The organism is Microbacterium cremeum, from assembly GCF_015277855.1.
GTDB classification, from domain to species: Bacteria; Actinomycetota; Actinomycetes; order Actinomycetales; family Microbacteriaceae; genus Microbacterium; species Microbacterium cremeum.
Genome location: NZ_CP063812.1, coordinates 1,938,374 through 1,962,756, shown reverse-complemented (window position 1 = coordinate 1,962,756; position 24,383 = coordinate 1,938,374). Strand labels below are relative to the sequence as shown.

Sequence of the window (24,383 nt, the reverse complement as noted above, 5' to 3'; positions counted from 1 at the left end):
TTAGCGGGCGGCGTAGTACTCGACGACGAGCTGCACTTCACAGGTCACGGGGACCTCGGCGCGCTTGGGGCGACGCACGAGACGGGCCTGGAGCTTGTCGAGCTCGACCTCGAGGTAGCCCGGAACCGGGGGCAGGACGTCGGCGTGACCGCCGGCGGCCGCCACCTGGAAGGGCTCGAGGCCCTCGCTCTTGGGCTTGACGTGGATGAGCTGACCCGGCTTCACGCGGAACGACGGGCGGTCGACGAGCTGGCCGTCCACGAGGATGTGGCGGTGCACGACGAGCTGGCGGGCCTGCGCGGTGGTGCGGGCGAAGCCGGCGCGGACCACGAGGGCGTCGAGACGCATCTCGAGCTGCTCGACGAGGTTCTCACCGGTCAGGCCCTGGGTGCGGCGGGCCTCCTCGAACTGGATGCGCAGCTGCTTCTCGCGGATGCCGTACTGCTCGCGCAGACGCTGCTTCTCGCGAAGACGGACGGCGTAGTCGCTGTCCTGCTTGCGCTTGGTGCGGCCGTGCTCGCCCGGAGCGTAGGGACGCTTCTCGAGGTACTTGGCCGCCTTGGGGGTGAGTGCGACGCCGAGGGCGCGCGACAGACGCACCTTGCGGCGGTCCTGGGACTTCGTAGCCACGAAGTGTTCCTTTCGATGACGCTGCCGTGTCTTTCACGGCTCGCGGGCGTATCGCCCCTCTTCGCCCTTCCGGACTGCACGCCGGGGCATGCCGGAAGGTGGTGAAGAAGAGAGGGGATGCCCGAAAACTCGGTTTCGAGCCGCTCTAGCTTACCAGACCTGCTGTCGGTGCCCTTTGGCCTCAGCTGAGCGCGACGACGAGGGTCGCGGCGGCGAGCACGATGCACACCGGGGTCATCGTGAGTCGTTCGGTGCGGCTGCGCGAGATCGCGTTCATCGCGATGCCGACGACGAAGTAGGCGAAGAGCACCCACGTGAGCACGCGGACGACGACGGTGTCGCCACCGGGAAGGAGTCCGGCTCGGCTGGCCAGCACCACGGCGATTCCGGTGTACAGGGCGACGGCGACGGCACTTCCCACTCGCAGCCGCGTCGGCAGCACACGGTGCTGCCCGCCCCACACCAGGCGGCCCCACGGTGCGCCCGCGGCGACGCACAGCTGCAGCACGGCGAGGGCACCGAGCACGGCGCACGCCACGAGGCTCGCGATGACGGCCGGCGTGTTCACAGCCGAAGCTCCTCGTGGATCACCTGATGCACGCGACCTACCATATCCCTACAAGGGATATGGATCTTCCACTGAGGGACGTCAGTCGCCGTCCAGGATGCGGCGGATCTTCTCGAGACGGGCCTGGACGTCGCGTTCGGCGCCGAGCGACTTCGGCGCGTAGTAGCGACGACCGCGGAGCTCGTCGGGCAGGTACTGCTGCGGTGCGACGCCGATCTCGGAGTCGTGCGGGTACACGTACCCCTTGCCGTGGCCGAGCCGCTTCGCGCCGGGATAGTGGGCGTCGCGCAGATGCACCGGCACGCGCCCGAACCCACCCGCGCGCACGTCGGCGATGGCCGCGTCGATCGCGAGGTAGGCGGCGTTCGACTTCGCGGTGGTCGCGAGGTACGCCGTCGCCTCTGCCAGTGGGATGCGGCCCTCGGGCATGCCGATGAACTGCACGGCGTCGGCGGCCGCGACGGCGATCGGCAGCGCCTGGGGGTCGGCCAGCCCGATGTCTTCGGCGGCCGAGATGATCAGGCGCCGCGCGATGAACCGCGGGTCCTCCCCCGCCTCGATCATGCGCGCGAGATAGTGGATCGCGGCGTCGACGTCGGAGCCCCTGATCGACTTGATGAAGGCGCTGATGACGTCGTAGTGCTCGTCGCCCTGCCGGTCGTAGCGCAGCAGTGCGCGGTCGACGGCCTGCGCGACATGCTCGGCCGTGATCGAGGGCAGGGTCTCGGCATCCGTCCCGTCGTCGTCATCGGCGGGGACGGCGAGGGATGCCGCGGCCTCGAGTGCGGTGAGCGCTCGGCGCGCATCGCCCGAGGCGAGTCTGACCAGCGCATCCTTCGCATCGTCGCCGAGCGAGACGGTCGCGGCCAGGCCACGGGGGTCCGCGACGGCGCGGTCGACGAGCATGCGCAGGTCGTCGTCGGTGAGCGGCTTGAGGGTCAGCAGGAGCGAGCGGGACAGCAGGGGCGAGATCACCGAGAACGACGGGTTCTCGGTCGTGGCGGCGATCAGCACGACCCATCCGTTCTCGACGCCCGGGAGGAGCGCGTCCTGCTGCGCCTTGGTGAAGCGGTGGATCTCGTCGAGGAACAGGATCGTCGACTGGTCGTACAGGTCGCGCTGGGTCAGCGCCTCCTGCATGACCTCGCGCACGTCGCGCACGCCCGCGGTGACCGCCGACAACTCGACGAAACGCCGACCCGACGAGCGCGCGATCGCCTGGGCGAGGGTCGTCTTGCCCGTTCCAGGAGGCCCCCACAGGATGACGGATGTCGCGGCGCGGGTCGGCGCGTCGGGATTGGCCAGGGCGACCAGTGGCGATCCCGGGCGCAAGAGGTGCGACTGACCCGCGACCTCATCCAGCGAGGTGGGTCGCATGCGCACCGCGAGCGGGGTCTGCCCCTGGAACAGGGCCGCCGGCGTGCCCGCGCTCCCCGAGGCTCCGCGCGACGCGCCGGCCGCGCGCGGAGAGGGAACGGGGGTTGTCACCTTTCCAGGCTATCCCGCGGGTGCGACACCGGACCGGGCGAGGTTTGGCCGGTGCACCGGCCGCGCCGTAGGATCAACCCGGCCCGGGCGGAGGGTCCGGATCGAAGGAGGCGCCGTGGCGGTCGGATCGAAGGACCGGAAGGATCGCGAGGCACGCGCAGCGCGCGAGCGGACGCGGCTGTATCAGGCGCGTCGTCAGTTCCACCAGGGTCAGGCCCGGCGCCGCACACGTGACAACCTGATCGCCGGGATCGCCGGCGGCCTGTTGATCGTCGGGATCGTCGCCGCCCAGACGGTGTACTTCGTCGCCGGTCCGGGAGCGCCCGAGCCTGTTCCCACGCCGACTCCCACAGGCATGACGCCGAGCCCCACGGACACCGCACCGGCTCCCGACCCGAGCGGCGAACCCACCCCGACTCCCTGACACGGAGATCCGAGTCACCGGGAACGAGGCATCCGCCGTACTAGGCTTGTGAGCCGTCCTACTCCCACAGACGGCGCAAGCCGTGATGAGGTGCATCCCGTGACTGCCGCAGCAGACCCCCAGCCCGACAACGACGCTCTCGAGAGCCCCGAGACCAGCGGTTCCGAGGCGTCCACCGCCGACGAAGTCGTGGCGGCGGAGAACGTCGCCGCCGCCTCCGACGATGCGCCTGACGCCGCCTCCTCGGACGACGCGCCGGCCGAGCCGAGCGAGTCCGGCGCGCAGGCGCAGGCCGAGCCCGCCGCCGGTGAGGCCGACGAGGCAGCCGGGGCCGAGACTGAACCCACGGTCGCCGAGCCGGGCGCTGAGCCCGCCACCGAGCCCACGGCCGCGGAGCCGGCGGCGGACGCCGAGCCTGTGCCCGCTGAGGCTGAGCCTGTGCCCGCTGAGGCCGAGGCTGAGGCTGAGTCCGCGGCAGAGCCGACCGCCGACGACGAGGCAGCGGCGCCCGCGCCGGCACGGCCCGCACCCGCGTCGCCGGCCGACATCATGGCCGCGATGGGAGGCCGCGCGGCGGCGCGTCCGGCCACCAGTGGCAGCGACGAGCCGTGGGGCCGCGTCGACGACGACGGCACCGTGTCGGTGCGCGAAGCCGGAGGATGGCGCGTCGTCGGGCAGTACCCTGACGGGTCGCCCGAGGAGGCGCTCGCGTACTTCGAGCGCAAGTACGCCGATCTCGCCGGCGAGGTGACGCTGCTCGAGGTGCGCCACCGTCGCGGCGGCGCCACGGCGTCCGATCTGCGCACCACCGCACGCGCGCTGCAGGCGAAGATCGAGGGCGCCGCCGCCGTGGGCGACCTCGCGGGCCTCGAGACGCGCATCGCCGCACTCACCGAGACGCTCTCGGCGGAGTCGGCCACCGAGGCCGCCGCCGCACGCCAGGCCGTCGACGACGCCGTGAAGGCGCGCACCGAGCTCGTCGAGAAGGCGGAGGCTCTCGCCGCCCGCGACCCGCGCTCGGTGCAGTGGAAGCAGGCGACCGCCGACCTGAACGCGCTGTTCGACCAGTGGCAGTCGCAGCAGCAGCACGGTCCCCGGCTGCCGAAGTCCACCGCGCAGCAGCTCTGGAAGCGATTCCGCGATGCCCGCGCCACCGTCGACAAGCACCGCCGCGCGTTCTACGCCGAGCTCGACGAGGCGCACAAGGGCGTCCGCGACCGCAAGACCCGCCTGGTCGAGAAGGCCGAGGCGCTGGCTCCCAAGGGCGAGGACGGCATCCCCGCGTATCGCGAGCTGCTCGACCAGTGGAAGACCGCCGGTCGGGCCGGCAAGAAGGTCGACGATGCCCTCTGGGCACGCTTCAAGGCCGCGGGCGACGCGCTGTACGGCGCGCGCATCGAGCGCGAAGCCGCCGACGCCGAGGCTTCGCGAGAGAAGATCGAGGCCAAGCGCGCCCTGCTCGAGCAGGCGAAGGCCGTCGCCGACGAACGCGACCTCGCGAAGGCGCGATCCCTGCTCACCAACGTGCAGCGGCAGTGGGACGACATCGGCCGCATCTTCCCGCGCGACGCCGAGCGCGCCCTCGACGACGAGCTCCGCAAGATCGAGCAGGCGCTGCGTTCACGCGAAGAGACGGACTGGAAGCGCAACGACCCCGAGACCAAAGCGCGTGCGAACGACATGACCCGCCAGCTGATGGATTCCATCCAGAAGCTGGAGGACGAGCTCGAAGCGGCGAAGAAGTCGGGAGACAAGAAGGCGATCGCGACCGCGACCGAGGCCCTCGAAGCACGGAAGTCCTGGCTGTCGGCCCTCGGCGGCTGAGTCCGCGGACCGCCGCGCGGGTGGTGCCGGCCGGGTTTGTCCACAGGGCACGCGGTCGCGGCATCCGCGCGGTCGTCCTTTGGGGCACACTTCCCCCATGGCCTCCCCGTTCCTGTACTTCGCAGGCGACCGGCTGTCGCGTGCCGAGCTGACCGCGGCCTGCCTGGACGGCGACCTCGTCGAACTCGGAGACGCGTACATCCCGGCGGACGCCGTCGAGACGCCGGCATTGCGGGCAGGATCGCTCCTTCCCGTGCTCGGCGAGACGCTGGCCGCGACGCACCTGACGGCGGCCTGGATCCACGGGGCTCTCCCCCGGCAGCCGGCGCGGCACACCGTGCAGCGGGCGGTGTCGCGGCGCCTGCATGTCGTTCCCGACCGTCAGGTCGTCTATCGCGACCGTGCGCTCTCGGCGGAGGACCTGCAGCTGATCGGCGGCGTGCGCGTGACCACGGTGCCTAAGACCCTGGCCGACCTCTCGCGTGTCGACGACGACGAGCATGCGCGCGCCGCACGCCTGCTCGCGGGGGCGGACCGGGATGCCGTCGCCGCGGCGATCGCCGGGCTCGAGGGCGCCGCGCTCCCCCACAAGCGCGCCGCGATGGCATTCCTGCGCCGTCTGGCGGCCGAGGTTCAGGAGGAGGTCACGCGGTACACGTCGTAGACCGCGTCGATGCGACGCACGGCGTTGAGAACGCGATCGAGGTGCACGATGTCGCCCATCTCGAAGACGAACCGGCTGATCGCGAGACGGTCGTTCGAGGTCGACACGGTCGCCGACAGGATGTTCACGTGGTGCTCGCTGAGCACGCGGGTGACGTCGCTGAGCAGTCCGGAGCGGTCGAGCGCCTCGACCTGGATCTGCACGAGGAACACGCTCTTGGTCGTCGGGGCCCACTCGACCTCGATGAGGCGCTCCTGATCGTTCATGAGCGACTTGACGTTCGTGCAGTCGGTGCGGTGCACCGACACACCGCTGCCCCGGGTCACGAAGCCGACGATCTGATCGCCCGGAACCGGCGTGCAGCACTTCGCGAGCTTGACCAGAATGTCGGGGGCGCCGCGCACCAGGATGCCCGAGTCGCCGCCCCGCGGCGCGCGCGCCCGGCCGAGCGCCGGAAGGTCGATGGGGCCTGTCGCGGTGTCGTTCGCGGCGACGAGCGCCGTCACCTTCTCGATGACGGACTGCGTCGAGACATGGCCCTCGCCGACGGCGGCGTAAAGCGCTGACACGTCCTCGTACCGCAGCTGATGCGCGACCTCCGAGAACGAGTCCTGGCTCATCAGGCGCTGCAGCGGCAGGTTCTGCCGTCGCATCGCGCGGGCGATGGACTCCTTGCCCTGCTCGATCGCCTCCTCGCGCCGCTCCTTGGTGAACCAGCCGCGGATCTTGTTGCGCGCACGGGTGCTCTTGACGAACCCGAGCCAGTCCTGGCTCGGACCGGCGTCGGGGTTCTTCGACGTGAACACCTCGACGACGTCACCGCTCTTGAGCTCGGACTCGAGGGGCACCAGGCGCCCGTTGACCTTCGCCCCCATCGTGCGGTGGCCGACCTCGGTGTGCACGGCGTAGGCGAAGTCGACCGGGGTCGCACCGGCGGGAAGCCCGATCACGCGGCCCTTCGGCGTGAAGACGTAGACCTCCTTCGCGCCGATCTCGAAGCGCAGCGAGTCGAGGAACTCGCCGGGGTCGGCGGTCTCGGCCTGCCAGTCCGAGATGTGGGCGAGCCAGGCCAGGTCCGTGTCGACGGACTTGGGGTCGGCTTTGCCGCCGTTCATCTGCTCTTTGTACTTCCAGTGCGCCGCGACGCCGTACTCCGCCTGCTGGTGCATCTCGTGCGTGCGGATCTGGATCTCGACGGTGCGGCCGCCGGGCCCGATGACCGTGGTGTGCAGCGACTGGTAGAGGTTGAACTTGGGGGTCGCGATGTAGTCCTTGAAGCGACCGGGCAGCGGGGTCCAGCGCGCGTGGATCGCGCCCAGCACGGCGTAGCAGTCGCGCACGCTCCCGACGAGGATGCGGATGCCGATGAGGTCGTAGATGTCGTCGAACTCGCGCCCGCGCACGATCATCTTCTGGTAGACCGAGTACAGCTGCTTGGGACGGCCCATGACGCGTCCGCGGATCCGGAGCTCGCGCAGGTCGGTGTCCACCGCCTCGATGACGTTCTGCACGTACTGCTCGCGCTGCGGCGTGCGCTGTTTGACGAGGCTGTCGATCTCGGCGTACAGCTTCGGGTGCAGGACCGCGAAGGAAAGGTCCTCGAGTTCGGACTTGATCGCCTGGATGCCCAGCCGGTGGGCCAGCGGCGCGTAGATCTCGAGCGTTTCGGTGGCCTTCTTGCGCGCCTTCTCAGGCGGCACGAATCCCCACGTTCGCGCGTTGTGGAGGCGGTCGGCGAGCTTGATCAGCAGGACGCGGATGTCGCGCGACATCGCCACGATCATCTTGCGGACCGTCTCGGCCTGGGCGCTCTCGCCGTACTTGACCTTGTCGAGCTTGGTGACGCCGTCGACGAGCATCGCGACCTCGTCGCCGAACTCGGCGGTCAGGGTGTCGAGCGAGTACTCGGTGTCTTCGACGGTGTCGTGCAGCAGGGCCGCGGCGATCGCCCGGGGTCCGAGGCCCAGATCGGCGAGGATCTGCGCGACCGCGAGCGGATGGGTGATGTATGGCTCACCGCTCTGGCGCGCCTGCCCGGCGTGCGCCTGCTCTGCGACGGAGTAGGCCCGCTCGATGATCGACAGATCGCCCTTGGGATGATGCGTGCGCACCGTGCGCAGGAGCTGCTCGACATCGTCGCGACGCGCGGAGCGGGAGAAGATGCGCGGTACGAGGCGTCGCAGCGACGACGTCTGGGCGGGCGGGACGGTCTCGGTCACACGAATCCCTCCCCTCCGCCGGACCTCACAATCCTACGCCCGCGGACGCAGGCCCTCGTCGGCGGCGATCAGGCGGGGACGCCGGCCAGCTCGCGAGCGGCCAGCACCCGCTCGTCGCGCGCCTTGATCGCGGGCTCGTTCTCGCGCAGCAGCGAGTACAGCGGCGCCGCGACGAAGATCGTGGAGTACGCGGCGACGATCGTGCCGACGAAGATCGCGAGCGAGAGGTCGGTGAGGGTCTGGGCGCCGACCCAGACGAGACCGATGAACAGGATGGCGCCGGTCGGCAGGACCGCCACGACCGTCGTGTTGATCGAGCGCACGAGCGTCTGGTTCACGGCCAGGTTCACGGACTCGCCGAACGTGCGACCCGAGACTTCTCCGTCCTCGCTCGTATTCTCACGGATCTTGTCGAAGACGACGGTCGTGTCGTACAGCGCGTACGACAGGATCGTGAGGAAGCCGATGACGGCGGCCGGCGAGATCTCGAACCCGAACAGGGCGTACACGCCGATCGTGATGACGAGCACATCCACGAGGCCGATGATCGCCGACACCGACATCTTCCAGGTGCGGAAGTACAGGGCGAGGATCAGGAAGGTGAGGGCGAGGAAGATCGCGAGCCCCCACAGCGAGGTGCGGGTGACGTCGGCGCCCCAGCTGGGGCCGATGAACGTGTAGCTGACTTCGCTCTCGGGGACGTCGTAGGCTTCGGCCAGGGCAGCCGACACCTCGCGGCTGTCGGCATCCGTCATCTCGTCGGTCTGCACGCGCACGGCGTCCTCGCCGATCGTCACGACCTTGGTCGTCGCATCGGGCACGACGGACTGCACCGCCTCGGTCGCCAGCAGCTGGTCGGGCGAGGGCACCCCGTTCACCGTGAACTGCGAGCCCCCCGTGAACTCGATCGAGAACTGGATCGGACGGAACAGCGGCACCAGGGCCGAGCCGACCACGAGGATCGCCGCGATGAGGAACCACAGCCGACGGCGCCCGATGAACGGGAAGGAGGTCTTGCCGGTGTAGAGGTCGTTACCGAGCTGGCTCATGGAGCGCATCAGTCGTCTCCCTCCTTGACGGTCGCGGGCTGTTTCGCCGAAGTCTGCTTGGAGCCGTCACCGGTCGCCGCCGCGGCGAGCTCGGCCTGCTTGCGCTCGGCGATGGTCTGACGGCGCGCCGCCTCGCCGCGCGACTTCGCCGCACGGCGCCCTGCTGCGCTGGTCGCGGTCGCGGCGACGGGCGCGCGGAATTGCGCACGACCGCGGTAGACCGCCCCGAGCGCTGTCGGGTCGAGCCCCGACAGCGGGTGGCCCGAGCCGAAGAACCGCGTGCGTGCCAGCAGCTGAAGCACCGGGTGCGTGAAGAGGATGAAGATCAGGACGTCGATCGCGGTCGTGAGTCCCAGGGTGAAGGCGAATCCCTTGACCGTGGAGTCGGCCAGGATGTACAGCACGACGGCGGCCAGGATGTTGATCGACTTCGAGATGTATATCGTCCGCTTCGCGCGGCCCCAGCCGTCCTCGACCGCGCTCGTGATGGTCTTGCCGTCGCGCAGCTCGTCGCGGATGCGCTCGAAGTACACGATGAACGAGTCCGCCGTGAAGCCGATCGTGACGATCAGGCCGGCGACACCCGCGAGCGAGAGGCGGAAGCCCATGCGCCACGCGAGGATGCAGAGCGTGACATACGTGAGCACGGCCATCACGGCGAGCGACGCGATGATGATGAAGCCCAGCGCGCGGTACACGATCAGCGAGTACAGAGCGACGAGCGCGAGGCCGATGAGGCCCGCGATGAGTCCGATCTGAAGCTGCTGCGAACCCAGCGTCGCCGAGATCGAGTTGGAGCTCTCGACCGTGAAGCTCAGCGGCAGCGCGCCGTACTTGAGCTGGTCGGCGAGCACCTTCGACGTCTCCTGCGTGAAGCTGCCGGTGATGCTGGGCTTGCCGTCGAGGATCAGGCCGTTCATCGACGGTGCCGAGAGCACGTAGCCGTCGAGCACGAACGCGAACTGGTTCAGCGGCGGCTGGGCGCCGAACAGGCGCTTGCTGATCTCGCCGAAGGTCTGGGTGCCCTCGTCGTCGAAGTCGAGGTTGACGGCCCACTGGTTGTTGGTGGTCTGGAGCCCGAACGTGGCGTCGTCGATCGACGACCCGTCGAGCTCGACCGGGCCGAGGATGTACTTGACGGAGCCGTCGGCCTCGCACGTGATGAGCGGCTCGTCGGCCGGAGCGTTCGCCGGGTCATTGGCGGGGTTCGCGCAGTCGTAGGCGAGGAACTCGGCCTGCAGCTTCTCGGTGACCCACGCCAGGTCGCTGGCGTTCGTCGGCGACACGGTGGGGGTCGCGTTGAGGGTCGGGTCGGGCGTCGGATACGGAGTCGCGGTGCCGTCCTCGCCGACGAACGTGTTCGCCGGGGCGCCGGCCACCAGGACGGCGCGAAGCTGGAGCTGCGCGGAGGCCTCGATGCGGTTGCGGGTCTCTTCGTCTGCCTGGCCGGGGATCTGGACGACGATCTGGTTGCCGGCCTGCGTCGTGACGTCGGCCTCGCCGACACCGGACGCGTCGACGCGCTGGCGGATGATCGTGACCGCCTGCTCCATCTGCTCCGTCGACGGGTCGGCCCCGTCCTCGGTCTGCGCCTCGAGCACGATCTGCGTGCCGCCCTGCAGGTCGAGGGCCAGTTCGGGAACCCACGAGCTCTGGTTGAACACGTAGACGCCGAGGCCGTTGATGCCGAAGAGGACGGCGGTGACGGCGAGGAGGCCGGTGAGCGCGCGCCACGCATGCCGGACGGGAGTGGATGTCGCCACGTCTTCGCTTTCTGGAGTTGCCCGGTGGGCAGTCGGTCAGACGGTCAGTCTCGCGGCTTGGTGCCGGAATCGGCGTCGGGCTCCGCCTCGTCGGTCTTGCCCGCGTGCTGGTCGTCGCTGATCGACGAGATGTCGCCGCTGGCGACCCCCTCGGCGTACTCGGCGTGGCTCTCCTCCGCGGCGAGGTAGTCGTCTTCGCTGACGGCGCCCTCGGTGGGGCTCACGATGCGCAGGATCGCCTGGCTGTGGACCTTGATCTCGACGCCCGGCGCGAGTTCGACGATGGCGGGCTGGTCGAGGTTGTCGGGGTCGTACGACACGATCGTGCCGTAGAGACCGCCCTGCAGCAGCACCTCGGCGCCGGGGACGGTCTGACGTGCCTTCTGCTCCTGCTCGAGCTTCTGCTTCTGCATCCTGCGGCGGGAGCTCCAGAACATGAACACGAGGAGCACGACCAGCAGGAGGATGAGGCCGTAATTGCTCAAGAACGAGGCGAAGTCCATGGAGGTGAGAGCACCTTTCGGGTCAGGCACGCGCCGGGGCGGCGCTGCCTTGCAGGAGGAGGGTGGGCGAAAGCCTCCAGTGATTATAGGTCATCGAATCCGAGCACCGAGTCGACCGCCGGCACGCCCAGGTGCGCGTACGCGTCGGGCGTGGCGACGCGGCCTCGCGGCGTGCGCCCCATGAAGCCTATGCGCACGAGGTACGGCTCCACGACCGACTCGATGGTGTCGGGCTCTTCGCCGACGGCCACCGCGAGCGTGCTCAGGCCCACCGGGCCGCCCTGGAACCGTCTCACCAGCGCGTCGAGCACCGCGCGGTCGAGCCGGTCGAGCCCGATCGCGTCGACGTCGTAGAGGTCGAGGGCGGCGTGGACGATGTCGGCGTCGGCCGCGCGCCCGTTGCCGTGCACGATGCTGTAGTCGCGCACGCGGCGCAGCAGCCGGTTCGCGATACGGGGGGTGCCGCGGGAACGGCGGGCGATCTCGGCGCGCGGCCCGGGCGGGACGGTCACGCCCAGCATGGCGGCGGATCGCTCGATGACGCGCTCGAGCTCGTGCGGCTCGTAGAACTCGAGATGCGCGGTGAAGCCGAACCGGTCGCGCAGCGGGTTGGGCAGGAGACCGGATCGTGTCGTGGCGCCCACGAGTGTGAACGGTGCCAGGTCGAGCGGGATGCTCGTGGCGCCCGCACCCTTGCCGACCATGATGTCGATGCGGAAGTCCTCCATCGCGAGATACAGCATCTCTTCGGCCGAGCGCGCCATGCGGTGCACCTCGTCGATGAAGAGCACCTCGCCCGGCGTGAGGCTCGACAGGAGCGCTGCGAGGTCACCCGCGTGCTGGATGGCAGGACCGCTCGACAGCCGCAGTGGCCGGCTGCTCTCGTGCGCCACGATCATGGCGAGAGTCGTCTTTCCCAGCCCCGGAGGGCCTGACAGGAGGATGTGGTCGGCGGGGCGCTGCTGGATGCGGGCCGCATCGAGCAGGAGCTGCATCTGCCCCCGCACCTTCTGCTGCCCGACGAACTCCGCGAGCGATGCCGGACGCAATGCCCCCTCGATCGCGAGCTCCGTCTCGTCGACGGGCTCCCCCGTCTCGCGCACGTCAACCACTCACGGGCTCCTTCCGGGCGGGGCCGAGAGCGGCCAGCGTGAGGCGAAGCAGCGCGGGGACCGAGGCGCGATCGGGGTCGGCGGCGTCGTTCGCGACCGCCTCCACGGCTTCGGCCGCCGTGCGTTCGGACCAGCCGAGGCCGACCAGCGCCTGCACGACCTGGGCGGGCACGGCCGCGGTGGCCGAGGCATCCGTCCGCGCCGCGCCGGCAGGACGCGACGCCGCGATCTTGCCGGCCAGCTGAACCACGATGAGCTTCGCCGTCTTGGGACCGATGCCCGACACGCGGCGGAACGGGGCGTCGTCGTCGGCGGCCACGGCGTCGGCGATCTGCGGGACCGTGAGCGTCGCGAGCACGCCGAGTGCGGACTTCGGGCCGACCCCCGTCACGCCCAGGAGCTGCGTGAACACGGTGAGCTCTTCGCGGCTCTCGAAGCCGAACAGCGACAGCGCGTCCTCGCGGACGATGAGACTGGTGTGCAGCAGGAGCGTGTCGCCGACGTGCGCGGCGCGCGCCACCTGGGGCGTGACCGCGACGTGCAGCCCGACTCCTCCCACCTCGACGACGACGGAATCGGCATCGACGTGCACGACCGTGCCGCGGACTGACGAGATCATGGCTCGAGCCTACGCGGCGGTTCGGACGTTTGTTCGAGCGACACGCGAAGCGCCGGCGTGCGCCGCGATCACCGGCGCGCCAGGCGCTCGGCGTCCGCCCACGCGCGCTGCGCCGGAGTGAGCGGGCCGGCAGCGGGGACCGAGGGAGCTCCCCGCCACGCGTGACAGAGGGCGAGCGCGAGTGCATCCGCGGCGTCGGCGGGCTTGGGAAGCTCGTCCAGCCGCAGCACGCGCGCCACCATGGTCTGCACCTGGCGCTTGTCGGCGTTGCCGTACCCGGTCACGGCGGCCTTGACCTCGGACGGCGTGTGCGTGGCCGCCGCGAGCCCGCGCTCCCCCGCGACCAGCAGTGCGATGCCGCTGGCCTGCGCCGTGCCCATCACGGTCTGACGGTTGTGCTGCGCGAACACGCGCTCGACCGCGACGACATCGGGCCGGTGCTCGTCGAGCACGGCGCGCAGTCCTGCCGCGATCACCGCGAGCCGCGCCTCGATCGGCGCGTCCGTATCGGAGCGGACGACGCCGACGTGCACCAGCACGGCGGAACGGTCCGGCGCCACGTCGACGATGCCGACGCCGCACCGGGTGAGCCCCGGGTCGATCCCGAGGACCCGCAGGGGCGCACGAGTCATTGCGGAAGCCACTCCCCCACGCTAGGCGAGGACGACGGATGCCCCGGCCAGGCGCGCCCGGCCGGGGCATCCGTTCGTTCTGCGCGCGCTCAGTCCTCGTCGTTCTCGAGCTCGGCCTGCACCTCGGGGGTGAGGTCGAAGTTGCTGTAGACGCTCTGCACGTCGTCGCTGTCTTCGAGCGCGTCGATCAGGCGGAAGATCTTGCGCGCCGTGTCGGCGTCGATCTCGACCTTGAGGTTCGGGACGAACTCGACGTCGGCCGACTCGTAGTCGATCCCGGCGTCCTGGAGGGCGGTGCGGACCGTGACGAGGTCGCTCGCCTCGGTGATCACCTCGAAGCCCTGCGCGTGCGGCTCGACCTCTTCGGCACCGGCCTCGAGCACGGCGAGCATGACGTCGTCCTCGGTGGTGTCTTCGCCGCCCACCACGATGACGCCCTTCCGAGTGAAGTTGTAGGCGACGCTGCCCGGATCGGCGAGCGTGCCGCCGTTGCGCGTCAGTGCCGTACGCACCTCAGCGGCCGCGCGGTTCTTGTTGTCGGTGAGGCACTCGATCATGAGGGCGACGCCGTTGGGCCCGTAGCCCTCGTACATGATCGACGAGTACTCGACCGACTCGCCGCCGATGCCCGCGCCGCGCTTGATCGCACGATCGATGTTGTCTTTGGGGACGGACGTCTTCTTCGCCTTGAGCACGGCGTCGAACAGCGTCGGGTTGCCCTGGAGGTCGGGTCCGCCGAGCTTCGCGGCGACCTCGATGTTCTTGATGAGCTTGGCCCACGACTTCGCACGGCGCGCGTCGATGACGGCCTTCTTGTGCTTGGTCGTCGCCCACTTGGAATGCCCGGACATGGTCCTCCTGAATCGCGCTCGTCGGCGGCGGGGCAGGTGACGGCTGCGCGCGTCGGCGTCCCGCCCGTCCGACAGACCATTCTAGGCCCGATGCCGCGGTGTGCCCGCGCGGGCGGCGACGGACGCCCGCGCGCCCGCTACAGCGCGAACTCGAAGCCGAAGCGCGACGACAGCAGGGCGACGAGGTCGCGCGGCACCTTCGTCAGGTAGGCGGGTGCGGGGGCAAGGGTCTCGGCAGAGCCGATGAACGGGAAGTAGACGGGACCGTCCGTGAGCTGCTCGACGCGCTCCCGGACCGCCACGATCTCGCCGCCGACGCGACGCAGGCTGGGCAGGGTGATCGGCGTCGCGAGGCGCAGGGTGTCGCTGATCGGCATCCGCCAGTGCGGGAGGTCTTCGCCGCGGCGGTCGCGGGACTGCTCGCCGAGGGGACCGAGCACCCGCCCCCACGCCGCGATCCCCGGAACCGGCAGCGTCCGGTCCCACACGAACAGCGTGTCGCCGGGCTCGGTGTACCCCACGAGCTCGTGCGACCACTCGAAGCGACGGTCCTCACCGGCCTTGGGAGCCGAGAGCGCATCGCCGACGACCCCGCGCGACGGCGCGATCATCCAGTAGCGCTCCTCCGGGTGGGCACGCCACCAGTCGTTGATCGCCATGGTTGAGAATCTACCTTCGGGCGGCGCGATCCACGCGCTCCGGCGCGCGCAGCCGGTGCGGCGATCGCGCGGTCGCCGCACCGCAGGTCATGAGGCGCCGGCGCGGACCATGTCGAGGAACAGCCCGTGGAAGCGGGTGTCTCCCGTCATCTCGGGATGGAACGAGGTGCCCAGGATGCTCCCCTGCCGCACCGCGACGACGCGCCCGTCCTCGAGAGCTGCGAGGGTCTCGACGCCCGTCCCCGCCTGCTCGACGAGCGGGGCACGGATGAAGACGGCGTGCACCGCGGGCGCCCCGAGCACGGGCACGTCGAGGTCGACCTCGAACGAGTCCACCTGGCTGCCGAACGCGTTGCGCCGCACCGTGACGTCGAGGCCGCCGAACGTCTGCTGGCCCTCGATCCCGTCGACGATGCGGTCGGCGAGCAGGATCAGCCCCGCGCAGGTGCCGTAGACGGGCAGCCCGCCGGCGATCGCCTCGCGCACCGGTTCGCGCATGCCGAAGGCCCGCGACAGCTTGTCGATGACACTGGACTCGCCACCGGGGATGACGAGCCCGTCGACGGCCGCGAGCTCGGACGGTCGCCGCACCGGGGTGACGGCGGCGCCGAGGCCCGTGAGCACCCGCACATGCTCACGGACGTCGCCCTGCAGCGCGAGGACGCCGATGCGGGGGCTTGCGCTCACCAGCCGCGCTCGGCCAGGCGGTGGGGAGCGGGCAGGTCGGCCACGTTGATGCCGACCATCGCCTCGCCCAGGCCGCGCGAGACGTCGGCGATGACCTTGGGGTCGTCGTAGAACGTCGTGGCCTTCACGATGGCGGCGGCGCGCTGTGCGGGATTGCCCGACTTGAAGATGCCGGAGCCGACGAACACGCCGTCGGCGCCCATCTGCATCATCATCGCGGCGTCGGCCGGAGTGGCGACGCCGCCGGCGACGAACAGCACGACGGGAAGCTTGCCGGTCGCGGCGATCTCTGCCACCAGCTCGTACGGAGCCTGGAGCTCCTTCGCGGCGACGTACAGCTCGTCCTTGGTCATCGAGCGGAGCACGTTGATCTCGCCGGTGATCTTGCGGATGTGCTTCGTCGCCTCCGACACGTCGCCGGTGCCGGCCTCGCCCTTGGAGCGGATCATGGCGGCGCCCTCGTTGATGCGCCGGAGGGCCTCGCCGAGGTTGGTCGCGCCGCATACGAAAGGAACGGTGAAGTTCCACTTGTCGATGTGGTTGACGTAGTCGGCGGGCGAGAGCACCTCGGACTCGTCGATGTAGTCGACGCCGAGCTCCTGGAGCACCTGGGCCTCCACGAAGTGGCCGATGCGCGCCTTCGCCATGACCGGGATCGACACGGCGTCGATGATGCCGTCGATCATGTCGGGATCGCTCATGCGCGACACGCCGCCCTGGGCGCGGATGTCGGCGGGCACGCGTTCGAGCGCCATCACGGCGACAGCGCCGGCGTCCTCGGCGATCTTGGCCTGCTCGGGCGTGACCACGTCCATGATGACGCCGCCCTTCAGCATCTCGGCGAGGCCGCGCTTGACGCGGTCGGTGCCCGTGTCGGCAGTGCTCACGTGGGATCCCTTCGGTGGTGCGCGTGACACGCACGCGCGAGTGGTCAGGACAATGCGGGTATTGACCTAGGCCAAAAGATAGCATGGACTCCGCCCTACAATCGGCAGGGCATGGACGGTGACATGGACCTCGATATCAGCGGCCGCTCCGCGTCGGAGATCGCGGATAGTCTGCGCGCGCTCGTCGAGCGGGGCCGGCTCCGGCCCGGAGACCCTCTCCCGTCCGTTCGCGCGCTCGCCGAGAGCCTCGGCGTCAACCGCAACACCGCGGTGGCCGCCTACCGTCAGCTCACGCAGGCAGGAGTGGTCGTCACGCGCGGTCGTGGCGGGACGAGGGTCGCCGACCCCGCTCCGGTGGCGCAGGAGGGCTTCGCCGTCGACAGCGTGCTGCGCGACGTCGGAACCGGCAACCCCGACCCCGACCTCATTCCCGACCCCTCGCGCGCGCTCACGGGGATGGCGGGCCGCCCCGTCCTCTATGGCGAGCCGGTCATCGACCCCGCGCTGGAGGGGTGGGCCCGGGAGTGGATGCGCGAGGGCCTCGCGCCGGCGGCATCGATGCGGCTGACGGTCACCAGCGGAGCGGCGGACGCCGTCGAACGACTGCTCGCGCAGGCGCTCACGCGCGATGACGCCGTCGCGCTGGAGGACCCTTGCTTCCTCACGAGCATCCACACGGCCCGCATCGGCGGCTACCGGCCCGTGGCGGTGCCGGTGGACGACGAGGGGATGACGGTGGCCGGGCTGCGCGCCGCGCTCGAGCAGGGCGTCCGCGCCGTGGTGTGCACGCCGCGTGCGCAGAATCCGACGGGGGCGAGCCTCTCGGCGCGCCGCGCCGAAGAGCTGCGCGCCGTGCTGGCCGACCACCCTTATGTGCTCGTGATCGAGGACGACCACTTCTCGATGCTCTCGCGCCGGCCCTTCCACTCGGTCATCGGCCCCGACCACCAGCGGTGGGCGCTGGTGCGCTCGGTCTCGAAGTTCCTCGGTCCCGACATGTGCCTGGCGGTCACGGCATCCGACCCCGAGACGGCGGACCGTCTCGCGATGAGGCTCACACCGGGCACGACCTGGGTGAGCCACCTGCTGCAGCGGCTCACGCTGGCGCTCGTCACCGACCCCGAGGTCGTGGCGGCGATCGAGCGCGCCGCCGCCCACTATGCCGCCCGCAACGATGCGTTCGCACGCCGGCTGACCGCGCACGGCATCCAGGCTCGCGCCGGCGACGGCCTCAACCTGTGGATCAGCCTTCCGGTCGCGGCGCGCTCGGTCTCGGAGCAGCTGATGCGCCGTGGGTGGCTGGCGCGCACCGGCGACGAGTTCGTGCTCGCGGGCGAGCTCCCCTCGCGCCGGCTGCGGCTCACCGTCCATGATCTCGACGACCGCGACGCCGAGCAGCTCGCCGGCGACATCGCGGCGGCCGTGCGCGCAGCGCGTGGACGGCTCGCGACCGCCGAAGTGGCATGATCGAGCGGGTGAAGATCCTCTCGATCCAGTCCGCAGTCGCCTACGGCCACGTCGGCAACTCGGCAGCCGTGTTCCCGCTGCAGCGCATCGGCGTCGAGGTCATGCCGGTCTACACAGTGAACTTCTCGAACCACACCGGCTACGGCGCGTGGCGCGGCCCGCTCATCAGCCCCGACGACGTGCGCGAGGTCATCACCGGCATCGAGGAGCGCGGGGTGCTCCCCCAGATCGACGTCGTGCTGTCGGGGTACCAGGGCGGCGAGGGCATCGCCGAGGTGATCCTCGACGCGGTCTCACGCGTGAAGGCGGCCAATCCCGACGCCGCGTACGCGTGCGACCCGGTCATGGGCAACGCCAAGTCCGGCTGCTTCGTCGCCCCGGCGATCCCGGTGCTCCTGCGGGACCGCGTCGTGCCGGCGGCCGACATCATCACCCCGAATCAGTTCGAGCTCGGCTTCCTCACCGAGACCGACCCGGCCGATCTCGACTCGACCCTCGCGTCAGCCGATCTCGCGCGCGCGATGGGACCGCGTACCGTCCTCGTCACGAGCGTCGAGCGGCCGGACCGCGCCGAAGGGACGATCGAGATGCTCGCCGTCACCGACGACGGCGCCTGGCTCGTCACGACTCCCCACATCCCCATGAAGGCGAACGGCTCGGGCGATGTGACGGCGGCGCTGTTCACGGCGCACTACCGACGCACCGGCGATGCCGCCGACGCCCTCGCGCGCACCACGTCGAGCGTGTTCGATCTGCTCGAGCGCACGCATGCGTCGGGCGAGCGCGAGCTGCAGCTCGTCGAGTCGCAGGAGGCTTACGCGAACCCCCGCATGCAGTTCGAGGTCGCGCGGGTGCGCTGACGCCGACCGGTCGGCGAGCGACCGAGGGACGAGGAAGACGAAACGCCCCCGACGTCGTCGAGAGCTCAGGGCGCTTCGTCTCGTCGCCGGCGCTCTTCGCTCAACGGTCGGTGCCCTGCCAGGCTCCGGCCACGGCGCGGCGCACGTCGCCCAGCAGCTGGGGCAGCGCCTTCGTCTTGGCGATGATCGGGAAGAAGTTCGCGTCGGACGCCCACCGCGGAACGATGTGCTGGTGCAGGTGCTCGTCCACGCCCGCGCCGGCGACGTGGCCCTGGTTCATGCCGATGTTGAATCCGTCGCAGCGCGACACCTGACGCAGTGCGCGCATGCCCTGCTGCGTCAGCTCTCCGATCTCGGCGACCTCCTCAGGCGTCGCCTGATCGTAGGTCGCGATGTGGCGGTACGGACACACCAGCAGGTGGCCCGAGTTGTACGGGAAGAGGTTGAGCAGCGCATAGGCGGTGGCCCCGCGGAACACGATGAGCCCGTCTTCGTCGGACTTGCGCGGCGCCTCGCAGAACGGGCACTCGCTGCGCAGCTCCTCCGGCCCCGCTTTGATGTACGCCATGCGGTGAGGAGTCCACAGCCGCTGGAACTCGTCGGGCACCCCGGCGAGCGTCGCTGCGTCGACGAGCGCGGGGTCGTCGCTCACGCGAAGTCCTCCGCGGTGCCGACGAGCGCGTGCGACGAGATCGCGTCCCGCACGCGGCGGACGGCGTCGGCGATCGGCACGCCGTTCTCCTGTGAGCCGTCGCGGAAGCGGAACGACACCGTGCCGGCGGAGCGGTCCTGTTCGCCCGCGATGAGCAGCAGCGGCACCTTCTGCGTCGTGTGGGTGCGGATCTTCTTCTGCATGCGGTCGTCGGAGTGGTCGAGCTCGGCGCGCACGCCCTCCTCCTGCAGCTGTCGCACCACGTCGCCGAGGTAGTCGGCGTACTCTTCGGCGACCGGGATGCCGACGACCTGGACCGGCGAGAGCCACACCGGGAACGCGCCGGCGTAGTGCTCCAGCAGGATCGCGAAGAATCGCTCGATCGAGCCGAAGAGCGCCCGGTGGATCATGATGGGCCGCTTCTTCTGGCCGTCGCGGTCGGTGTACTCGAGCTCGAAGCGCTCGGGCAGGTTGGGATCGACCTGCACCGTGGACAGCTGCCACACGCGTCCGATCGCGTCACGGGTCTTCAGGTCGATCTTCGGCCCGTAGAACGCCGCTTCGCCGGGCACCTCGGTGAGCTTCAGTCCGCTCGCCACGGCGACATTGCGCAGCGCATCGGTCGAGTACTCCCAGAACTCGTCCGAGCCGATCCATTTGTCCTTCTCGTCGTCGCGCATCGACAGTTCGAGCTCGAACTCGTCCAGACCGAAGTCACGCAGCATCGAGATGACGAACTCGAGCACTCGGGTGGCCTCCTCCTCGAGCTGCTCGGGGGTGACGAACAGGTGCGAGTCGTCCTGCGTGAAGCCGCGCACCCGGGTGAGGCCATGCAGCGCTCCCGACAGCTCGTTGCGGTACACCGTCCCGTTCTCGGCGAGTCGCATCGGAAGATCGCGGTAGCTGCGAGCCCGCTCCTTGTAGATGAGGATGTGCATCGGGCAGTTCATCGGCTTCAGGTAGTAGTCCTGGCCGTGCTTGACGATCTCGCCCTGCGCGTCGCGCTCCTCGTCCATCACGATGGGCGGGAACATGCCCTCCTTGTACGTGACGAGGTGGTTCGAGGTGAGGAACAGGTCCTCCTTCGAGATGTGCGGCGTGTACACGTAGGTGTAGCCGCCCGCCACATGCCGGCGGCGCGCGTGCTGCTCCATCTCACCGCGGACCACGCCTCCGCGCGGGTGCCACACCGACAGGCCCGAGCCGATCTCGTCCGGGAACGAGAACAGGTCGAGCTCCTTGCCGAGTTTGCGGTGGTCGCGCTTGGCGGCCTCCTCGAGGCGCGTCTGGTAGGCGCGCAGCTCGTCCTTGCTCGGCCAGGCGGTGCCGTAGATGCGCTGCAGCTGCGGGTTCTTCTCGCTGCCTCGCCAGTACGCGCCCGCGATGCGCTGCAGCGCCCAGCCGTTGCCGATCATGCGGGTGCTGGGCAGATGCGGCCCGCGGCAGAGGTCCTTCCAGACCGTCTCGCCGTCGCGGTTGACGTTGTCGTAGATGGTGAGCTCGCCGGCGCCGACCTCGACGGACGCGCCCTCGGCGGCATCCGCGCCGGACCCGGGGCCGCCTGCGAGATCGATGAGCTCGAGCTTGAACGGCTCGGCGGCGAGCTCGGCGCGCGCCTCCTCCTCGGTCACGACGCGGCGGACGAACCGCTGGCCCTCGCGGACGATGCGCTGCATCTCCTTGTCGATGGCTTTCACATCCTCGGGTGTGAACGGATGCTCGACGCCGAAGTCGTAGTAGAAGCCGTCCGTGATCGGCGGGCCGATGCCCAGGTTCGCCTGCGGGTGGATTCGCTGCACGGCCTGCGCGAGCACGTGAGCCGTCGAGTGACGGAGGATCGCGAGCCCGTCCGGGCTGTCGATGGTGATCGGCTCCACGGCATCCGTCGCGTGGACCGTCGTGGCGAGGTCCTTCAGCTCGCCGTTGACGCGCAGGGCGACGACGGAGCGATCGGGGAAGAGGGCGAACCCATCGGCGGGGTAGGACACGGCGTCAGACACGGCATCCAGGCTATCGTCCCGGACGTATCACGCCGTCCGCCGCGTGCTCCACAACTTCGTGACGCGAACGCACTCCGGGCAATATGCTGACCCCGTCGTCGCCCCATGGTTCGAGAGGCTGCCTGTCGCGACGCACTCCGCGCGGCATCCGCACTCGGTTCGAGATGGCAAGGGGTCGATATGAGCGACGGCGAGACCACGACGACGGACGATCTCCCCCCGCGGCGGGAGGCTTGGCCGCCCGACGCCGGAGACACGACGGCCACGGCGCGCGTGCGCAGGCCGCTCCGATGCGGCGAGCCGGCGATCCACGAGTTCAGCACCGAGGACGGCGTGACCCTGCGGCTCACCCGTTTCGAAGGCGGGACCAAGGGGCCGGTGATCCTCTCCCCCGGGTTCGGCACGTCCGCCCTCGCGTACACGATCGACACGACCGACACGAACTTCCCCGAGTACCTCCATGAACACGGCTACGACGTGTGGGTCCTCGACTACCGCGCGAGTCCCGCGCTCCCCTCCGGCGGCACCCAGTTCACGCTCGATGACATCGCCCGCTACGACTATCCGGCGGCTGTCGAGACGGTGCGCGAGATCAGCGGCGCCGACTCGGTGCAGATCATGGCGCACTGCGTGGGGTCTCTCACGATGCTCATGGCCCTGGGCCTGGGCCTTCAGGGCGTGCGGTCGGCCGTCGCGTCCCAGGTCACGCTCCACCCGCGTGCCGGCACCCTGAACGAGCTGCGCGCGGGCATCTATGCGGGCGATCTCATCCAGGCGCTCGGGATCGACACCCTGACCACCGAGATCGACGACGATCCGTCGTGGCTCGAGACGCTGTACGACAAGGCCCTCGCGCTCTACCCGTCGGGCGACGAGCCGTGCGAACGCCCGTTCTGCCGCCGCGTGATGTTCATGTACGGCGAGGTCTACGAGCACGACCATCTCAACGAGGCGACGCACGACCATCTCGAGGAGGCGTTCGGCGTCGCGAACATGACGACGCTGCGTCACATCACGAAGATCCTCCGCGCCGATCACGCGATCAGCATGGACGGCGCGCACGACTATCTCGACGACGTGACAGGACTGCGCGTGCCGATCGCGTTCCTCCACGGGGAGAACAACCGCCTCTTCGTGCCGGAGGGCAGCGCCCTCACCTTTCGCGAGCTGAGCGAGCGCAACGGCCCGGAGTACTACAGCCGCCACGTGGTCCCCGGCTACGCACACATGGATCTCTTCATCGGACAGGATGCCGCGCGCGACGTCTATCCGGTGATCACCGCCCAGCTCGACACCCACAACTGACCGGAACGAGGACCCCGCGATGAGCACGATCGATCAGGCCAGCGCCGCAGCGGCGGCATCGGCGCACCCGGCGCTCGCCGATCTGGCGCAGTACCCGTTCCTGTCGGCGCTGACGGAGCGGCGCACGCGTCGGATCCCCCGCGGCTTCTCGGTCAACGCCGGGCCGCTGAGCCACGAGAGCCACAACCCGCCGGCCCCGCTCAGCAAGCTGGAGGAGGCGATCCTCATCACGTGCATCACCGGCATCACCGGCGTCACGACGCACGACGGACCGCTCGTCGAGCACAACGGCGTGGACGAGCTCGGCACGCCGTTCCTGAACATCATGGCGCGCACCGGAAGCAGTGCCGACAACGCCCAGGCGACGCACTTCTTCATGATCAACGATGACGGCATCTTCCTGCTGCGCGCTCCACGCGGGAAGCGTGCGCTCGAGCTCCTGAAGGAACTGCCGCCGCGCTGGGGCGACTGGTCGGACGCGGATTGGATCGCCGCGGCGGACGAGTGCCTCGTCCGCGTATCGGACCGGCGCCTCAGCTTCCCGCGGGAGTGGCCGTACTACCTCGGCTGGAACAACCAGGCATCCAACGCCCCGGGCACCACCGTCTTCTTCCCGGTCGTCGACTGCACGTGGCAGTACATCAACGCGATCCTCATCCTCCTGACGGAGCCGGGCGGCATGCGCCCGCTGTTCCTCGACGACTGGCGCACCTTCCATCCGCGCGGGTTCGTGGAGTGGATGGCGAAGATCGGCAGCGGGCTCGGCATCACCCCGAAGATCCCGTACCACCCGATCGGCGGGCTGTCGCGCGTGCGCAGCGGCTACGTCAGCGCAGACAGCCAGGCGCCGCTCGGCTTCGCCGGCGCCATGCGCACCGACTACGAGGCGTTCTTCTACTTCCAGAACCTCATGCTGCTCGGCCAGGCGATGGGTCTCGGCGGATGGATCCACGGCTCGGTGTTCCCGCCGTACATCTGGCAGCAGGATGAGGCGAAGGGGTGGCACGGTCTCGGCTTCCGCCTCGAGGAGCCCAAGAAGCACCGGAAGTGGCCGCCCGTCCCCGCCTCGCAGGCGAACCCCGTCGGCATCGACGGCATCCTCGAGGGACTGACTCCGCCCTACGTGTCATCCATGGACGAGGCCGTCGACCGGGTCATCGAGTCCAAGTACAGCGCGACCGGCGCGGCGTACGGCAACCAGGACGTCTTCGCCCGCCCCTATCGCAACCGCGATGACGCACGCGCGTTCGTGGAGAAGGGCACGCGCTTCGGGCCCGAAGAGGTCGCCTACACGAAAGAGATCTGCAACTACATCTGGGACACGTACGGACGCTTCCCGGCACACGTCGACGCGTTCTACACGCCCGGGATGTGGCTGCAGTTCTCGCACCTCGAGATGGAGTACTACGACCGCTACTTCGATCCGGCGCAGTACACCCGCCAGGCGGCTCACGACGGGCTCTGGCACCGCTGAGCTGCGAGCACCGGGCCCGGCGTGCCGCTGCGCACCGGGCCCGGTG

General features: G+C 70.0%; 23 protein-coding genes. 7 read left to right on the top strand and 16 right to left on the bottom strand.

Annotation, left to right across the window (positions count from 1 at the left end; translation table 11 throughout):
* The 3 genes from rpsD to IM778_RS08855 form a co-directional block, all read right to left on the bottom strand.
* Nucleotides 1–630 (bottom strand): 30S ribosomal protein S4, encoded by a 630-nt coding sequence (rpsD, locus tag IM778_RS08865; protein WP_194411627.1) that lies wholly within the window; start codon nt 628–630, stop codon nt 1–3.
* A gap of 181 nt (nt 631–811) precedes the next feature.
* The gene (locus IM778_RS08860; RefSeq protein WP_228484812.1) at nt 812–1,198 is read right to left on the bottom strand and encodes a hypothetical protein; all 387 of its coding nucleotides are present in this window, start codon (nt 1,196–1,198) and stop codon (nt 812–814) included.
* Nucleotides 1,199–1,279: 81 nt separating this feature from the next.
* Nucleotides 1,280–2,575 (bottom strand): replication-associated recombination protein A, encoded by a 1,296-nt coding sequence (locus tag IM778_RS08855; protein WP_194411795.1) that lies wholly within the window; start codon nt 2,573–2,575, stop codon nt 1,280–1,282.
* A 226-nt stretch (nt 2,576–2,801) separates the two neighbouring features.
* Here IM778_RS08855 and IM778_RS08850 point away from each other — a divergent pair, with 226 nt between their 5' ends.
* The 3 genes from IM778_RS08850 (at nt 2,802) to IM778_RS08840 (ending at nt 5,598) form a co-directional block, all read left to right on the top strand.
* The gene (locus IM778_RS08850) at nt 2,802–3,110 is read left to right on the top strand and encodes a dioxygenase (RefSeq protein WP_194411626.1); all 309 of its coding nucleotides are present in this window, start codon (nt 2,802–2,804) and stop codon (nt 3,108–3,110) included.
* Between the two features lie 99 nt (nt 3,111–3,209).
* Nucleotides 3,210–4,934 (top strand): DUF349 domain-containing protein, encoded by a 1,725-nt coding sequence (locus IM778_RS08845; protein WP_420488852.1) that lies wholly within the window; start codon nt 3,210–3,212, stop codon nt 4,932–4,934.
* A 97-nt stretch (nt 4,935–5,031) separates the two neighbouring features.
* Nucleotides 5,032–5,598, top strand: a complete 567-nt coding sequence (locus tag IM778_RS08840; RefSeq protein WP_194411625.1) for a hypothetical protein — start codon at nt 5,032–5,034, stop codon at nt 5,596–5,598.
* Here the strand turns inward: IM778_RS08840 and IM778_RS08835 are convergent.
* The 11 genes from IM778_RS08835 to pdxS all read right to left on the bottom strand — a co-directional run bounded on the left by IM778_RS08835 (nt 5,568) and on the right by pdxS (nt 16,579).
* Complete coding sequence (locus IM778_RS08835) at nt 5,568–7,817, bottom strand: RelA/SpoT family protein (RefSeq protein WP_194411624.1); 2,250 nt, start codon at nt 7,815–7,817, stop codon at nt 5,568–5,570. The two genes, IM778_RS08840 and IM778_RS08835, sit on opposite strands and share 31 nt — an antisense overlap.
* Before the next feature lie 68 nt (nt 7,818–7,885).
* Nucleotides 7,886–8,875 carry a protein translocase subunit SecF gene (secF, locus tag IM778_RS08830; protein ID WP_194411623.1) on the bottom strand — a complete coding sequence of 330 codons (990 nt, stop codon included), beginning with the start codon at nt 8,873–8,875 and terminating at the stop codon, nt 7,886–7,888.
* Entirely contained in the window at nt 8,875–10,629 is a 1,755-nt protein-coding gene (gene secD / locus IM778_RS08825; RefSeq protein ID WP_194411622.1) for a protein translocase subunit SecD, read from the bottom strand. The genes secF and secD overlap by 1 nt, the downstream gene beginning before the upstream one ends.
* 44 nt (nt 10,630–10,673) lie before the next feature.
* Nucleotides 10,674–11,132: a preprotein translocase subunit YajC gene (locus tag IM778_RS08820; RefSeq protein ID WP_194411621.1), complete on the bottom strand. Its 459-nt coding sequence runs from the start codon at nt 11,130–11,132 to the stop codon at nt 10,674–10,676.
* Between the two features lie 83 nt (nt 11,133–11,215).
* Nucleotides 11,216–12,244: a Holliday junction branch migration DNA helicase RuvB gene (ruvB, locus tag IM778_RS08815; protein WP_194411620.1), complete on the bottom strand. Its 1,029-nt coding sequence runs from the start codon at nt 12,242–12,244 to the stop codon at nt 11,216–11,218.
* Entirely contained in the window at nt 12,237–12,863 is a 627-nt protein-coding gene (gene ruvA, locus IM778_RS08810) for a Holliday junction branch migration protein RuvA (RefSeq protein ID WP_194411619.1), read from the bottom strand. The genes ruvB and ruvA overlap by 8 nt, the downstream gene beginning before the upstream one ends.
* 68 nt (nt 12,864–12,931) lie before the next feature.
* Complete coding sequence (gene ruvC / locus IM778_RS08805) at nt 12,932–13,495, bottom strand: crossover junction endodeoxyribonuclease RuvC (RefSeq protein ID WP_194411618.1); 564 nt, start codon at nt 13,493–13,495, stop codon at nt 12,932–12,934.
* Nucleotides 13,496–13,584: 89 nt separating this feature from the next.
* Nucleotides 13,585–14,346 (bottom strand): YebC/PmpR family DNA-binding transcriptional regulator, encoded by a 762-nt coding sequence (locus tag IM778_RS08800; protein WP_194411617.1) that lies wholly within the window; start codon nt 14,344–14,346, stop codon nt 13,585–13,587.
* Between the two features lie 137 nt (nt 14,347–14,483).
* On the bottom strand, nt 14,484–15,005 hold the full coding sequence (locus IM778_RS08795; protein WP_194411616.1) for a hypothetical protein: 522 nt from the start codon (nt 15,003–15,005) through the stop codon (nt 14,484–14,486).
* Between the two features lie 87 nt (nt 15,006–15,092).
* Entirely contained in the window at nt 15,093–15,695 is a 603-nt protein-coding gene (gene pdxT, locus IM778_RS08790) for a pyridoxal 5'-phosphate synthase glutaminase subunit PdxT (protein ID WP_194411793.1), read from the bottom strand.
* Nucleotides 15,689–16,579 carry a pyridoxal 5'-phosphate synthase lyase subunit PdxS gene (pdxS, locus tag IM778_RS08785; protein WP_194411615.1) on the bottom strand — a complete coding sequence of 297 codons (891 nt, stop codon included), beginning with the start codon at nt 16,577–16,579 and terminating at the stop codon, nt 15,689–15,691. Before pdxS ends, pdxT begins: the two co-directional genes overlap by 7 nt.
* 111 nt (nt 16,580–16,690) lie before the next feature.
* Here pdxS and IM778_RS08780 point away from each other — a divergent pair, with 111 nt between their 5' ends.
* A complete protein-coding gene (locus IM778_RS08780) occupies nt 16,691–18,046 on the top strand; it encodes an aminotransferase class I/II-fold pyridoxal phosphate-dependent enzyme (protein ID WP_228484811.1) in 1,356 nt (451 codons plus the stop codon).
* A gap of 8 nt (nt 18,047–18,054) precedes the next feature.
* Entirely contained in the window at nt 18,055–18,906 is an 852-nt protein-coding gene (gene pdxY / locus IM778_RS08775) for a pyridoxal kinase PdxY (RefSeq protein ID WP_194411614.1), read from the top strand.
* Nucleotides 18,907–19,006: 100 nt separating this feature from the next.
* Here pdxY and IM778_RS08770 read toward each other — a convergent pair whose 3' ends face one another.
* Together IM778_RS08770 and thrS are read right to left on the bottom strand one after the other, a co-directional pair.
* Entirely contained in the window at nt 19,007–19,558 is a 552-nt protein-coding gene (locus tag IM778_RS08770; protein ID WP_194411613.1) for an HIT family protein, read from the bottom strand.
* Nucleotides 19,555–21,558 carry a threonine--tRNA ligase gene (gene thrS / locus IM778_RS08765; protein ID WP_420488851.1) on the bottom strand — a complete coding sequence of 668 codons (2,004 nt, stop codon included), beginning with the start codon at nt 21,556–21,558 and terminating at the stop codon, nt 19,555–19,557. The genes IM778_RS08770 and thrS overlap by 4 nt, the downstream gene beginning before the upstream one ends.
* A 180-nt stretch (nt 21,559–21,738) precedes the next feature.
* Between thrS and IM778_RS08760 the strand changes: the two genes are divergently transcribed.
* Both IM778_RS08760 and IM778_RS08755 read left to right on the top strand, forming a co-directional pair.
* Nucleotides 21,739–22,863 (top strand): alpha/beta fold hydrolase, encoded by a 1,125-nt coding sequence (locus tag IM778_RS08760; RefSeq protein ID WP_194411612.1) that lies wholly within the window; start codon nt 21,739–21,741, stop codon nt 22,861–22,863.
* Between the two features lie 19 nt (nt 22,864–22,882).
* Nucleotides 22,883–24,337 carry a hypothetical protein gene (locus tag IM778_RS08755; RefSeq protein ID WP_194411611.1) on the top strand — a complete coding sequence of 485 codons (1,455 nt, stop codon included), beginning with the start codon at nt 22,883–22,885 and terminating at the stop codon, nt 24,335–24,337.
* Nucleotides 24,338–24,383 lie beyond the last annotated feature (46 nt).